15 protein-coding genes and 1 pseudogene are annotated in these 13,194 nt (G+C 72.2%); 6 read left to right on the top strand and 10 right to left on the bottom strand.

Going from position 1 to position 13,194, the window contains the following annotated elements:
* Positions 1-15 precede the first annotated feature (15 nt).
* From SXIM_RS23100 to SXIM_RS23110, 3 genes and pseudogenes are all read left to right on the top strand, one after another.
* The gene (locus SXIM_RS23100) at positions 16-1,116 is read left to right on the top strand and encodes a CDP-alcohol phosphatidyltransferase family protein (protein WP_053116282.1); all 1,101 of its coding nucleotides are present in this window, start codon (positions 16-18) and stop codon (positions 1,114-1,116) included.
* A pseudogene (locus tag SXIM_RS23105) lies at positions 1,113-2,392 on the top strand (macrolide family glycosyltransferase). Before SXIM_RS23100 ends, SXIM_RS23105 begins: the two are co-directional and overlap by 4 nt.
* A gap of 168 nt (positions 2,393-2,560) precedes the next feature.
* Complete coding sequence (locus tag SXIM_RS23110) at positions 2,561-3,136, top strand: DUF1697 domain-containing protein (protein WP_030730508.1); 576 nt, start codon at positions 2,561-2,563, stop codon at positions 3,134-3,136.
* 13 nt (positions 3,137-3,149) lie between these two features.
* Here the strand turns inward: SXIM_RS23110 and SXIM_RS23115 are convergent, their stop codons facing one another.
* From SXIM_RS23115 to SXIM_RS23125, 3 genes are all read right to left on the bottom strand, one after another.
* Entirely contained in the window at positions 3,150-3,575 is a 426-nt protein-coding gene (locus SXIM_RS23115) for a gamma-glutamylcyclotransferase family protein (RefSeq protein WP_030730511.1), read from the bottom strand.
* A 64-nt stretch (positions 3,576-3,639) separates the two neighbouring features.
* Complete coding sequence (locus tag SXIM_RS23120) at positions 3,640-4,107, bottom strand: rhodanese-like domain-containing protein (RefSeq protein ID WP_052385177.1); 468 nt, start codon at positions 4,105-4,107, stop codon at positions 3,640-3,642.
* A gap of 33 nt (positions 4,108-4,140) precedes the next feature.
* Positions 4,141-4,623, bottom strand: a complete 483-nt coding sequence (locus SXIM_RS23125; protein WP_030730515.1) for a cysteine dioxygenase — start codon at positions 4,621-4,623, stop codon at positions 4,141-4,143.
* Positions 4,624-4,956: 333 nt separating this feature from the next.
* On the opposite strand from SXIM_RS23125, the gene SXIM_RS28840 reads away from it, so the two are divergent.
* The 3 genes from SXIM_RS28840 (at position 4,957) to SXIM_RS23135 (ending at position 6,413) form a co-directional block, all read left to right on the top strand.
* Positions 4,957-5,040 (top strand): putative leader peptide, encoded by an 84-nt coding sequence (locus tag SXIM_RS28840; protein ID WP_354341493.1) that lies wholly within the window; start codon positions 4,957-4,959, stop codon positions 5,038-5,040.
* 202 nt (positions 5,041-5,242) lie between these two features.
* Positions 5,243-5,806: an NADPH-dependent FMN reductase gene (ssuE, locus tag SXIM_RS23130; RefSeq protein ID WP_030730517.1), complete on the top strand. Its 564-nt coding sequence runs from the start codon at positions 5,243-5,245 to the stop codon at positions 5,804-5,806.
* A 118-nt stretch (positions 5,807-5,924) separates the two neighbouring features.
* Entirely contained in the window at positions 5,925-6,413 is a 489-nt protein-coding gene (locus SXIM_RS23135) for a winged helix-turn-helix domain-containing protein (RefSeq protein ID WP_425473489.1), read from the top strand.
* Here the strand turns inward: SXIM_RS23135 and SXIM_RS23140 are convergent.
* The 7 genes from SXIM_RS23140 to cysC all read right to left on the bottom strand — a co-directional run bounded on the left by SXIM_RS23140 (position 6,386) and on the right by cysC (position 13,149).
* Positions 6,386-7,255: a sirohydrochlorin chelatase gene (locus tag SXIM_RS23140; RefSeq protein WP_046725861.1), complete on the bottom strand. Its 870-nt coding sequence runs from the start codon at positions 7,253-7,255 to the stop codon at positions 6,386-6,388. The two genes, SXIM_RS23135 and SXIM_RS23140, sit on opposite strands and share 28 nt — an antisense overlap.
* On the bottom strand, positions 7,252-8,193 hold the full coding sequence (locus SXIM_RS23145; RefSeq protein WP_046725032.1) for an ABC transporter permease: 942 nt from the start codon (positions 8,191-8,193) through the stop codon (positions 7,252-7,254). Before SXIM_RS23145 ends, SXIM_RS23140 begins: the two co-directional genes overlap by 4 nt.
* Positions 8,180-8,989, bottom strand: coding sequence for an ABC transporter ATP-binding protein (locus SXIM_RS23150; RefSeq protein ID WP_030730525.1), 810 nt, complete (start codon positions 8,987-8,989; stop codon positions 8,180-8,182). The genes SXIM_RS23145 and SXIM_RS23150 overlap by 14 nt, the downstream gene beginning before the upstream one ends.
* Positions 8,990-9,029: 40 nt before the next feature.
* Positions 9,030-10,136, bottom strand: a complete 1,107-nt coding sequence (locus SXIM_RS23155) for an ABC transporter substrate-binding protein (protein ID WP_030730527.1) — start codon at positions 10,134-10,136, stop codon at positions 9,030-9,032.
* A 219-nt stretch (positions 10,137-10,355) separates the two neighbouring features.
* Positions 10,356-11,684 carry a sulfate adenylyltransferase subunit 1 gene (locus SXIM_RS23160; protein ID WP_030730531.1) on the bottom strand — a complete coding sequence of 443 codons (1,329 nt, stop codon included), beginning with the start codon at positions 11,682-11,684 and terminating at the stop codon, positions 10,356-10,358.
* Positions 11,684-12,595, bottom strand: coding sequence for a sulfate adenylyltransferase subunit CysD (gene cysD / locus SXIM_RS23165; protein WP_030730533.1), 912 nt, complete (start codon positions 12,593-12,595; stop codon positions 11,684-11,686). Before cysD ends, SXIM_RS23160 begins: the two co-directional genes overlap by 1 nt.
* Positions 12,592-13,149 (bottom strand): adenylyl-sulfate kinase, encoded by a 558-nt coding sequence (cysC, locus tag SXIM_RS23170; protein ID WP_030730535.1) that lies wholly within the window; start codon positions 13,147-13,149, stop codon positions 12,592-12,594. The genes cysD and cysC overlap by 4 nt, the downstream gene beginning before the upstream one ends.
* Positions 13,150-13,194 lie beyond the last annotated feature (45 nt).

A 13,194-nucleotide genomic window follows, 5' to 3' on the forward strand; every position in this document is an offset into this window, starting at 1 on the left:
GCCTGGAAGCAGACCATGCGTCACGACATTCCCCCCCTGACAGAGGTGCGCCGGACCACGCAGAAGAAACGGGACGCGTGGTGGACCGTCCTGCTGGTGGACCCGCTCGCCACCCCCCTGGTGCGCTGGACCGCGCTGTGGACCAGGATCACGCCGAATCAGATCACCTGGCTGGCCCTGTTCTTCGGTCTCGGCGCCGCCGGCTGTTTTGCCTTCGGCACCTGGAACTGGCTGCTGGTCGGCGCCCTGCTCTATCACGTGAGTTTCGTCCTGGACTGCATGGACGGGAAACTCGCCCGGCTGACCGGGACCGGCTCAGTATTCGGCGCCTGGCTCGATTATGTGTTTGACCGGATCAGGGTATTGGTGTGCGCGGTCGCCCTGATGGGTGGCCAATTCTCCCGCACCGATGATGTGATCTATCTCTGGCTGGCGCTCGCGGTGGTCTTCCTCGACATGCTGCGGTATATCGACGCGCTCCAGATCTTCAAGATCCGGCACGGGATGCGCAAGCAGATCAAGGCCCGGGCCCGCCGCGCCAGGGAAGCCGAGAACGCCACCGAACTGGCCTTCATGGAAGATCTCCTGCGAGAGAATCCGGAGGCGGACGCCGACGCCGTCGCCGCCCACCACGGAGGCGAAACGGACACGGCGGCCGAGGCCGCCGAGGAGCGCGCGGTGCCCGCCCAGCGCGCCTCCGCCTCCCCCTCCGCCTCCGCCGTCGTCCCGGTCACCGTTCCCGCCCCGCAGGGGGACACCCGCCCCGGCCGTCCGGTGACCGCCATCGTCGATCTGCACCGCGAGTTCCGTTCCCGGTTCCCCGGCTATCTGCGCCTGCGTGCCTTCCTCCTGCGGCACCGGATCCGTACCCACCTGGTGAGCGGCATCGAGTTCCAGATGGCGGTGTTCATCGTCGCCCCGGCGCTGAACGCCGTGGTCCCGGTGACCATCGGCGCGGGCGTGCTGCTGCTCGTCTTCGAGCTGGCGATCATCTACAAGCTGCTGCTGTCCACCCGGGACTTCGCCCGCACCCTGGACTCCTTCGACGCGGCCGAGAGCCGGCGGCGCGCCCAGGAGGAGGAAGCCGCGGAGTCCGGCGCACCGGTGGCCGGCTGAGCGACCACGCCCCCTTCCAGTTGCACGAGACGTATCGTCTCGTTACGCTGACGGCATGACCGCAGCCGCGCCGGCCCGCCGCGCCCACATCGCCATGTTCAGCATCCCGGCCCCGGGCCACATCTTCCCGAGCCTTGAGGTCATCCGTGAACTCGTCGCCCGGGGCCACCGTGTCACCTACGCCATCCCCGAGTCCTTCGCCGACACCGTCGCGGAAACGGGGGCCGAGCCGAAGACGTACTCCTCGCTCCTCAGTGTCGAACAGGAGTGGGGCGAGGAGTACCTGGACCAGGTGGAGCCCTTCCTGGAGGACAACATCCGGATGCTGCCCCAGCTGGCCGAGGCGTACGCGGGTGACGAGCCCGATCTGGTGCTGTTCGACATCGCCCCGTTCTGCGCCCGGATACTCGCCCGCCGCTGGCAGGTGCCGGCCCTCCAGCTCTCCCCGTGCATGGTCGGCTGGAAGGGCCTGGAGGAGGTCGTGGCCCAGCAGGAGAAGGACCTGAGAGGCAGTGAGCGCGGTCGCGCCTACCTGGACCGCTTCCAGGGCTGGCTGGACGCGAACGGCTTCGCCGGCTTCACGCCGCTGGAGTTCATGGCGCGCCCCGGCCGCACGCTCGCGCTCATCCCCCGGGCCATGCAGCCGAACGCCGACCTCGTGGACACGGATGTCGCCACCTTCGTCGGCGCCTGCCAGGGAACCCGCGCCCATCAGCAGGAGTGGGTGCGCCCGGCGGAGGCCGCGGGCAAGCGGCTGCTGCTGATCTCCCTCGGCTCCTCCTACACCGACGAGCCGGGTTTCTACCGCGCCTGTGTGCGGGCGTTCGGTGATCTGCCCGGCTGGTACGTGGTGCTCCAGATCGGCTCCAGGGTGAGCGCGGAACAGTTGGTGGACGAGGGGGAGCAACTCCCGGGGAACATCGAGACCCACTCCTGGGTGCCGCAGCTGTCCATCCTGCGGCAGGCCGACGCGTTCATCACCCACGCGGGCATGGGCGGCAGTCAGGAAGGACTGGCCAACGCCGTCCCGATGGTCGCGGTGCCCCAGGGCGCCGACCAGTTCGGCAACGCCGAACTGCTGGCCGGACTCGGCGTGGCCCGGCACCTCCCCAAGGCCGAGGCGAGCGCCGAGGCCCTGCGTGCGGCCGTGCTCGGCCTCGCCGGTGATCCGGAGGTCGCGGCCCGGCTGCGGGAGATCCGGCGGGGGATGGCCGCCGAGGGCGGCGCCCCGCACGCCGCCGACCTCATCGAGGCGGAGCTGCCGGTTACTCCCTGACCAGGGCCGCGCCCCACCACTCCTCGATCCGCCCGGGCGGGCGGTGACGGTCCGCCGGGCCTGCACGGCCTCATCGGCCGGCTGCTGTGGGTGGTCCGGCCGGCCGGGTACGGCAGGGCGCTCGTCCGGCTGCGGGGCACTGTCGGTGGCGGCTCCTAAGCTGCGGGCATGACGGAAGGTACCGAAGCCGGGCCCGCCCGGTTCGTGGCGCTGCTGCGCGGGATCAATGTCGGCGGACACCGCAAGGTCCCGATGGCCGACCTGCGGGCGGTGCTCACCGAGCTGGGGTACGGGGCACCGCGCACACATCTGCAGAGCGGCAACGCGGTTTTCACGGCGGCGCCTGGCGCCGACCCCCGGGCGCTGGGCCAGGAGTTGGCGGCGGCGCTGGAGCGGCGGTTCGGGTTCGCCGTGGACACCCTCGTGCTCAGCGCGGAACAACTGCGCGCCACCGTACGGCGCTGCCCGTACGACACCGACGGGCTCGACCCGGCCAAGCTGCTGGTGCTCTTCCTCGACCGCACCCCCGACCCCGCCGCCCTGGACCGCCTCGACCCCGGGCGCTACGCACCCGACACCTTCCGGGCCGGTGAGCGGGAGGTCTTCGCGTACTTCCCGGACGGCATGGGGCGCAGCAAGCTCGGCGACGCCCTCGTCGGCGCGCTGAAGGGCCACCTGGCCACCGGACGGAACTGGCGCACCGTCCAGAAGCTGCTGGAGCTGGCGGCGGAGGAGCCGGACTGACCCCCGCCCGGCGTCAGCGGGCGAGCCAGTCGCCGCTCGGGATCGGGGTGCCCGTCGTGCGCAGCCGGGTGGCCAGGGGGTCCGCCGCCAGATACGTCCAGGCGCGGGTGCCGTCCAGGACGCGCACCACCAGCCGGTCGTAGTCCGGGCCCTCCAGCCGGTCCAGAGTGGCCAGCACCTCGTCGAAGGCCGGCTCCGGGACGTACATCAGCTCCCCGGTGATCGTGGCCCGCTCCCCTCGGGCGGGGGAGGCCTCGTGCCCGCCGTCCGGGACGGCCACCGCGTACGGGAAGCCGGGCCCCTCGTACAGCATCGCGCCCGCCAGGACGGCGGGCTCCTCCCGGGTGGTGCGGCCGCGCAGCGTCCACGCGTAGTGGCGCTGCCCGGCGCGCAGGGTGCCGTAGACGAAGAAGGGCAGGGGTTCGGCTCGCGCGGGCATGCCGCTCATCCTGCCCGTTCCGTCTGTATCAGGGCGCCCACTGGCGGTAATCGGTCTGTACCATTTACGATGACGGACCCGCCGGGGTGGGAGAGGGACCCGGCCGGTGGTTGAGCTGCGTGTCGCCGCGTAGGGGGGAATCGCCGGTCGGGTCTGGGACGGTCACGGGCAGCCCGGCCCGCCGCCACGCCTGGAAACCGCCGACCAGATCGGTGGCCCTGCGCAGCCCGATCGCCCGCAGCGAGACCGCCGCCAGCGAGGAGGCGTACCCCTCGTCGCACAGCACGATCCAGTGCACATCACGCCCCGTGGCCTCGGGCACCGACGCGCCACTGGCCGGGTCGCAACGCCACTCCAGATGATTGCGCTCGATGATCAGCGCGCCCGGGATCGTGCCGTCCGCCTCCCGCTGGAAGGCGGGCCGGGTGTCCACCAGGACCGCGCCCGCCCGCCGCGCCGCCTGCGCCGCGTGCGGGTCGAGCCGGTCCAGGCCCGCGCGCACCGCGGTCAGATGCTCATCGATCGTCGTCATGGCTCAGCCTCAACTCCCCGTGCGTTCCCGGTCTCAGTCGTCGATCGTGTCGGTGCGGTCCAGCAGCAGCGCGCCGTCCGCCCCCAGCCGGTAGTAGTTCTGCGAGGCCAGCGCCGGCCCGTACGCGTGGACGCTGAGCGCCGGTTCGGTGCCGCGGTTGCTCACCCGGTGCACATGGCGCGGGCCGAACGACCGCAGCCCGCCCACCGGAAGCCGTCGGGCCCCCGGAAAGGTCTCCTCGCTCAGCGTCCCCTCCACCACCGTGAACGCCCCGGCCGAGCCGCCGTGGTCGTGGATCTCGGTGCCCTGCCCCGGCAGCCACGTCAGCAGCCACACCTCGTACCCTTCGGCGCGGTGCAGCCGGTGGTACCAGCGCTCGGGCGAGGTGAAGCGGGCCAGCGCCCGCCACGACTCGGGCCGGGCGGCGACCCGGCGCACGGTCTCGGCCAGCCGGGCAGGAGAGAAGGGGACCTCGGTGGCCGCGGACGAACGGGGCGGGGCGGAGAAAACAGACATGGATGACCTCTTGCGCGGTGCCGGATGCGGTGGGCGGAATGCGGGACGCCGCGCCCACGGCTGACACCGGGCGCGACCGTCAGGGACGGCCGCGGCGACACAGCGCGCTGGCCACGCGGACAAAGTCCACGTGCTGCCTGGTAAAGAAGCGCTTGCCGGTCGACATGGGGGTCACATTGGCAGCCCACCCGTGCCCCGGTCAAGCGGCCCCCGACTTTTCACGGACGTCATCCGGCGAAATATGACCCACTCCCGTTTGCCGTTGTTCCAGCAATTGAGACGGAGCGGCAATACCTTGACGGCGACCGGAGGTTGCTGGCAAGCTCACGTACTGTGAGTCAAGCTGACGTTCTCGTGACGCGCCTGCACGTCGATCTGCGACGGCAGGCCAGCGCTATCTGTGCCAACGGCCACTGAACACAGCACAGCTGACCTTCTCCGGCCCGCAGCGGCCGTGAATCTCCGGCACCAGCCGTGTCTTTGAATCCCCATCGGCGGGCGGTATCCCGTCATTCCCGCGGCTCCATCCGGAAATCGCGCCACCGTGCCACCCGGCCCTGCCCCGCCATGCCCGAATTCCCCGGCCCTATTCTGGTTTTCGATGAACCCGGAGTGATTCATGACGCACATTCTCGCGGTATCGGCCAGTCCGACCAGGGAATCGCGCACCGCCGCACTGGTGCAGCACGCCATCGACCGGCTCTCGCTCACCGGATTCGACGCGGGGCACCTGGTACTGAGGGAACTGCCGGCCGAGGAACTGCTGGGCATCCGCCGGCCGGGCGCCGTGCTGCGGAGCGCGCTGGGGGATGTCGCCGTCGCGGACGGGCTGATCGTCGCCACCCCCGTGTACAAGGCGGCCTACACCGGCCTGCTGAAGACCTTCCTCGATCTGCTGCCGCAGTCGGGTCTCGCGGGCAAGACGGTACTGCCGCTGGCCACCGGGGGCGGCTGTGCCCACGTCCTGGCCATCGACTACGCGCTGCGCCCGGTGCTCACCGCACTGCGCGCCCGGCACGTGGTCGGCGGCTGTTACCAGCTGGAGGACGACATAGCTCGCCGCCCCGACGGATCCGCGCAGATCCGTCCGGAGGCCGAACTGCGCCTGTTCGACGCGATCGACGACTTCATCGAAGCGCTCCCCGCGTCCACCGCCGCCGGTTCCGCGCCCCTGCCGCAGTGACCTCAGTGACCTCTGGAAAGGCACAGACCGCATGACCGTTCAAGGCTTCGACCGCCCCATATCCGTGCAGGAGCCGATCATGCCGCAGCTGACCACACCCCTGTCAGACCTGTCCGACATGACCATCACCGTTGTCCCCGAAGGCGTGGACAGCTCCGTACCGCTGGTCGGCTACCTGGTCCTCGCTCCCGCGGGCACCCAGCTGTCCGAGCTGATCTCGCTGCCCGCCACCGCCCACGCCACCGCCCACGCCGCCGCCCACGCCACCGCCCACGCCGCCGCCCACGCCGCCGCGCCCGCCGGCCGGGCCGAGCGCGGCCCGGGTATCACCATCGACGAGGACGAGCGCACCGCCCGCGTGGACGGGACACCGCTGGAACTCACCTACCTGGAGTTCGAGCTGCTGTCCCATCTGATGCGGCACCCGCACCGCGTGTACAGCCGCGAGCAGTTGGTATCCACCATCTGGGGCTACGGCCCGGTCGGCGACCAGCGGACCGTGGACGTGCACGTCGCGCGGCTGCGCCGCAAGCTCGGCGCGGCGTACCGGGAGCGGATCGTGACGGTCCGGCGGGTGGGCTACAAGTACGTGCCCGCCGCGCGGTAGGCGATCGCGTTCGCCTCGTCGTACCGCCGCAGCAGCAGGGCCGCCAGCTCCGGGGCGGCGCCCAGCACCGGCGCCAGGGCGTCCGCGCCGGCCTCCCGGGCCCCGGCGGCGATCCGGGCCGGCAGCCGGCCCGGCGCGATCACCAGCGGTGCGACCAGCACCCGTTCGATGCCGTCCGCGCGCAGCGCGCGGACGGCATCGGCCGTGCCGGGCGGCGCACCGGCCGCGAACGCGGGCCGCACGGCGCCCCAGCCTCCGGCACGCGCCCACTGGCACGCCAGGGATCCCACCGCCTCGATTGCCGCCGGATCGGAGGACCCGGCGGCGGCCAGCACGACGCCCGTGCGGGACCGCGCGCGGTGACCGGGCGAGGGGCACCGCGCGGTGGCCGTGGCTGACACCGGCCCGGGTCGCCGCGCACCGGGGATCCCGGCGCCGGTGACGTCCGGCACCCGCGCGCCGTGGTCCAGCACCTCGGCCCGGGCCAGCCGGCGTTCCAGCGCCGCGAGCAGCAGGGGATCGCGCCCCAGCACCTCCGCCCGGCGGACCGTCATGCCCGGCAGCGCCCCGGCGCAGGCGGCCAGGGCGGCCGGGATGTCCGTCTTCGCGTGGTAGGCCCGGGTCAGCAGCAGCGGCACCGCGGTCACCTCCCGCTCGCCGTCCCCGTACAGACCCGCCAGCGCCTCCCGCACCCGGGGGCCGTTGAACTCCAGGAAGCCCACCGTCACCCGGAGCCCGGGGCGCAGCGACCGGATCCGCGCCGCCAGCGCGTGCACGGTCGCCGCGTGCCCCGGGTCCCGGCTGCCGTGGGCGATCAGCAGCAGCGGGGCCGCGCCGGTCAGTTGTTCCTCCCCAGCAGACCGCGGCTGCGCAGCACGCGCCGCTCCAGCGGGGAGAAGAACAGCAGATCGATCGCGATCCCCACCAGCAGGATCAGGATGATGGTGGCCAGCACCCCGGACATGTTCTGCATCTGCCGGAAGCCGTCCATCAGCTGACCGAGCCCGGTGCCCAGCTTCGCCGAGTTCACGATCAGCTCCGCCGCCATCAGCGAGCGCCAGGAGAACGCCCAGCCCTGCTTGAGGCCGGCCAGATAGCCGGGCAGCGCGGCCGGCAGCAGGATGTGCCGCACACTGGTCAGCCCGCGCGCGCCCAGCATCCGCCCGGCCCGCAGATACAGCGGCGGGATCTGGTCCACGCCCGCCACGATGCCGTTCGCGATCGAGGGCACCGCGCCCAGCAGCACCACCGTGTAGATCGTGGCGTCGGTGAACCCGAACCAGATCAGCGCGGCCGGCACCCAGGCGATGGACGGCAGCGACTGGAGCCCGGTGAGGATCGGCCCGATCGCCGCCCGCACCACCTTCACCCGCGCCACCAGCAGCCCCAGCGGGGTGCCGACCGCGATGGCGATGGCGAAGCCCAGCACCCCGCGCGAGACGCTGGTCCAGATGTATCCCAGCAGGACCCCGTCCAGCCACATCTTCTCGATGGCGGCCCACACGTCCAGCGGGCCCGGCAGGATGTAGTCCGGCTTGATCTCCGCCACGTACACCAGCTGCCACACCGCCAGTACGAGCGCCACCGCCACCAGCGGGGGCACCAGCTTGCTCAGCAGCAGCCGCCCCAGCGGGGGCCGTTCGTCCGCCGCCCTGGTGTCCAGGGCGTCCAGGCCCGCTTCGAGGCCCGCCAGGTCCCCGTGGTGGCCCCCGGCCGGCTCCGCCGGGTCGGAGGTCTTCGCGGCCTTCCCGGCCCCGTCCGTCTTCTCAGTGCTGACCATGGCGCCGGATCTCCCCCCTGAGCTGGTCGGTGATGTCCACGGACAGCGCCGACACCGCGGCGTCCTCGATCCGCCGCGGCTGCGGGATGTCCACCCGCCAGGTACGGGCGATCCGCCCGGGCCGGGAGGACAGCAGCACGACGCGCTGCGCCAGCCGCACCGCCTCCCGTACGTTGTGCGTCACGAACAGCACCGAGACGCCGGTCTCGGACCAGATCCGGGTCAGCTCCTCGTGCAGCACGTCGCGGGTGATGGCGTCCAGCGCCGCGAACGGCTCGTCCATCAGCAGCAGGCTGCTGTCCTGGGCCAGTGCCCGCGCCAGCGCCACCCGCTGCCGCATGCCGCCGGACAGTTCGTGCACCCGCTTGCCGTAGGAGCCGGTCAGCCGCACCAGTTCCAGCAGCCGTTCGGCCTCCGGACGCCGCTCCGCCTTGGGCAGACCGCGCAGCCGCAGCGCCAGCTCGATGTTCTTGCCGGCCGTCAGCCACGGGAACAGCGCGTGTTCCTGGAACATGAGGGCCGGCCGGCCCCCCGGGACCGAGATGGTCCCGGAAGTCGGCGCGTCGAGCCCGGCGACCAGGTTCAGCAGCGTCGACTTGCCGCAGCCGGACGCCCCGAGCAGGGTCACGAACTCGCCGGGTGCGACATCGAGCGAGATGGTGTCCAGGACGAGCTGCGCCCGTCCCGCCCGGCCGAACGACTTCGACACCTGGTCCAGCCGTACGGCCGGGGTGTCCGCGGCCCCCTCCCGGCCCGTGGGGGCCGGTGCGTCCGATGTGTTGAGTGCGGTGGCCATCGCTGTCACCTCGTGGTCGTCGAATCTGTGGGAGGGGTCATCACTCGACACCGAGGCCGCCGTCGCTGACCGGGTCCTGGCCCTCTTCGGCCAGCACCTTGTTCAGCAGCGAGAGGTCGTAGATCCCGTTCAGGTCGACCTCGTCCAGCAGCCCGGCGTTGACCGTGCTCTCGGCGCTGACGCGCAGCGAGTCGGCCAGCGGGTCGTTCAGGAACTCCACGTGGTCGAAGGCCGGGTCGAGGACCTCCGGGGGCAGCTCACTGCCGCCGGGCAGGGCGGCGATGGCGGTGTTGAACTGCTCCCTGGCCTCCTCGGGGTGCTCGTTGATCCAGGCGTTGGTCCGCACCACCCCGCGGATGATGGCCTCCACGACGTCCGGGTGCTCCTCCAGGAAGCTCTGCGAGGCGATGACATGGGTGACGACGTACTGGCCGTTCTCCCACAGCTCGCCCTCGTCCAGGATCTCCACCGCGCCCTGGGCGACCAGCCGGGCGGCGGTCGGCTCGGGCACCCACGCGCCGTCGATGTCACCGCCCTCGAAGGCGGCCGGGATCTCGGCGTTGGGGACGCGGACGACGTCCACGTCGCCGGCGCCGGTGCCCGCGTCGACCTCGAAGCCCTGGTCCGCCAGGTAGCTCAGCAGCGCGACATCCTGGGTGTTGCCCAGCTGCGGGGTGGCCAGGGTCTTGCCGGCCAGGTCATCCAGCCCGGAGACCCGGTCGGGGTTGACGACCAGGGAGGCGCCGCCGGAGGCCGCCCCGGAGACGATCCGCAGGTTGCGGCCGCCGGACTGGGCCCAGCCGTTGATGGCCGGGTTGGGGCCGATGAAGGTCACGTCGATGGAGTCGCCGTTGAGCGCCTCGATGGCGGAGGGGCCGGCGTTGAAGACGGACGGGGTGAAGCCGGTACCGCCCAGCTCCTGGGCGATCAGCCCGCCGTCCTGGAGGCCGATGACGGCGGTGGCGTGGGTGATGTTGGCGAAGTAGCCGATGTTGACGTTGTCGGTGGACAGCTTCTCACCGGTTCTCTCCTGCGAGGTCTTCCTGCCCTCGTCGGAGGAGTTGGAGCCGTAGCCGCAGGCGGTCGCGCCGATGAGCAGCGGGGCGAGGACGGCGGCGGTCAGCAGGGAGCGGCGCGCGGTGGTCAAGGGGGAGTCCTCTCGCGAGACCGGACGGCGTGCCGGGGCGGCACCGGCCGGTTGGGGTCGCCTCCCGGCCGGAGGCAGCGGGAGGGTCGTACGGGACGGGCGGCGTGGGAGCTCAGTGGTCCGCACATCGCGCGATCCCGCCGTGGCCGGCGCCCAGCGCGCCGCTGCCGACCCGGCCGCCCTCCTTCGCGAAGGTCGAGAAGACATCCTTGAGCATGATCAGAAGTCCCACCCCTCGTGGTCGGCGGGCGTGCCGGGGGCGCCGGCACCGTCCGCCGCCGGGGCCGCGAAGGCGTCGCCCGCCATGCCGGCGGTGAGGGTGGAGCCGTCCGCGGGGTCGATCAGCAGAAACGATCCGGTGGTCCTGGAGACGGCGTACGGGTCCAGCGGCAGCGGCTCCGAGGTGCGCAGCACCACCCGGCCGATGTCGTTGGCGGCCAGCTCGCCCGGTGCCGGGTGCGGGGAGAGGTCGTTCAGGGTGAGCCGCGAGGGGATCTCCTTGACGATCGCCTTCACGGTGCGGGTGGTGTGCTTGAGCAGCACCCGCGCCCCCGGGGTCAGCGGCCGGTCGTGCAGATGGCACACGGTGGCGGTGATGTCCTGGGTGGGCAGCGGCCCTTCGCCGGCCGGCACCAGGACGTCGCCGCGCGAGATGTCCAGGTCGTCGGCGAGCGTGACGGTGACCGATTGCGGCGCCCTGGCCTCGTCCACCGTGGTGCCCAGCGCGTCGATGCCCGCGACCGTGCTGGTGCGACCGGCGGGCAGGACGGTGACCGGCTCGCCGACCCGCAGCACTCCGGCGGCCAGCCGCCCCGCGTACCCGCGGTAGTCGGGGTGCTCGGCGGTCTGCGGCCGGATCACGTACTGGACCGGGAAGCGGGCCGGCCCGGTGGCCGGCCCGTGGTCCACCGGCACGGTCTCCAGGTGCTCCAGCACGGTGGGGCCGCCGTACCAGTCCATGTGCGCCGAGGGGGTGACCACGTTGTCCCCGGCGAGCGCCGAGATGGGGATCGCGGTCACGTGGGGGATGCGCAGCGAGGCGGCGTACGCGCCGAACTCACCGGTGATGTCCGCGAAGACCCGCTCGGCGTACCCGACGAGGTCCATCTTGTTGACGGCCAGCACGACGTGGGGAACCCGCAGCAGGGCGGCCACGGCGGCGTGCCTTCGGGTCTGCTCGACGACGCCGTTGCGGGCGTCGACCAGGACGACGGCGAGATCGGCGGTGGAGGCGCCGGTCACCATGTTGCGGGTGTACTGCACGTGCCCGGGGGTGTCGGCCAGGATGAACCGGCGCCGGGGTGTGGCGAAGTAGCGGTAGGCGACATCGATGGTGATGCCCTGTTCGCGCTCGGCGCGCAGCCCGTCGGTGAGCAGCGCCAGGTCGGGGGTCTGCTGCCCCCGGTTGCGGGAGGCGGCCTCGACGGCGGCGAGCTGGTCGGAGAGCACCGACTTGGAGTCGTGCAGCAGCCTGCCCACCAGGGTGGACTTGCCGTCGTCGACGGATCCGGCGGTGGCGAAGCGCAGCAGGGAGGCGGTGTCGGTCATCAGAAGTACCCCTCGCGTTTGCGGTCCTCCATGGCGGCCTCGGACAGCTTGTCGTCGGCGCGGGTGGCGCCGCGCTCGGTGAGGCGGGAGGCGGCGATCTCGGCGATGACCTGCTCGATGGTCTCGGCGTCCGACTCGACGGCGCCGGTGCACGACATGTCGCCGACGGTGCGGTAGCGGACCCGGCGGCGCTCGGTGCGCTCGCCGTCGCGCGGTCCGCCCCAGTGGCCCGGCGCCAGCCACATGCCGGAGCGGGCGAACACCTCGCGCTCGTGGGCGTAGTAGATGGCGGGGATCTCGATCTTCTCCCGGCCGATGTACTGCCACACGTCCAGCTCGGTCCAGTTGGACAGCGGGAAGACCCGCACGTGCTCGCCGGGCGCGTGCCGTCCGTTGTACAGCTGCCACAGCTCGGGGCGCTGGCGGCGCGGGTCCCAGCCGCCGAACTCGTCGCGCAGCGAGAACACCCGTTCCTTGGCGCGGGCCTTCTCCTCGTCGCGCCGGCCACCGCCGAACACGGCGTCGAAGCGGTGCGCGCGGATGGCGTGCAGCAGCGGCACCGTCTGCAGCGGGTTGCGGGTGCCGTCGGCGCGCTCGCGCAGTTCGCCGCGGTCGATGAACTCCTGTACGGAGGCGATGTGCAGCCGCAGTCCGTGCTGGGCGACGATCCGGTCGCGGTAGTCGAGAACCTCGGGAAAGTTGTGCCCGGTGTCCACGTGCAGCAGGGTGAACGGCACCGGCGCCGGGGCGAACGCCTTCAGCGCCAGATGCAGCATGACGATGGAGTCCTTGCCGCCCGAGAACAGGATCACCGGGCGTTCGAACTCCCCGGCCACCTCCCGGAAGATGTGGACCGACTCCGACTCCAGTACGTCCAGGTGGGTCAGCGCGTACGATTCGCCGACGCTCATGCCAGCAGCCCCCGTTCCGTCAGCAGCTCGTACACGGCGTCCGCCGACTCGCTCACTGCGCGGTCCTGGGTGGCCAGCCGCAGATCGGGGGCGGCGGGTTCCTCGTAGGGGTCGTCGACCCCGGTCAGCCCGGAGAGTTCACCCGCGGCCTGCCGCGCGTACAGGCCCTTCACATCACGCCGCGAGCAGACCTCGACCGGCGTGGCCACATGCACCTCCAGGTACGCCGTGCCGCCTTCCTCGTGCCGCCGGCGCACCTCTGCCCGGGTGTCCGCGTACGGGGCGATCACCGGGACCAAGGCCAGCACCCCGTGCGAGGCCAGGAGTTCGGCGACGAAGCCGATGCGCCGCACATTGGTGTCCCGGTCCGTGCGGCCGAAGCCGAGCCCGGCGGACAGGAATTCGCGGATCTCGTCACCGTCCAGCACCTCCACCCGATGGCCCTCGTGCTCCAGCCGGGCGCCCAGCGCCCGGGCGATGGTGGTCTTGCCGGCGCTGGGCAACCCGGTCAGCCACACGGTGGCGCCGCCACTGCCCTGACCCTGCTCGCTCATCGAGTCCTTTTCTCCCACTCCCGGACGTCCGCTGTCATCTGTGTT

Origin of the sequence: Streptomyces xiamenensis, from assembly GCF_000993785.3 — a bacterium.
GTDB classification, from domain to species: Bacteria; Actinomycetota; Actinomycetes; order Streptomycetales; family Streptomycetaceae; genus Streptomyces; species Streptomyces xiamenensis.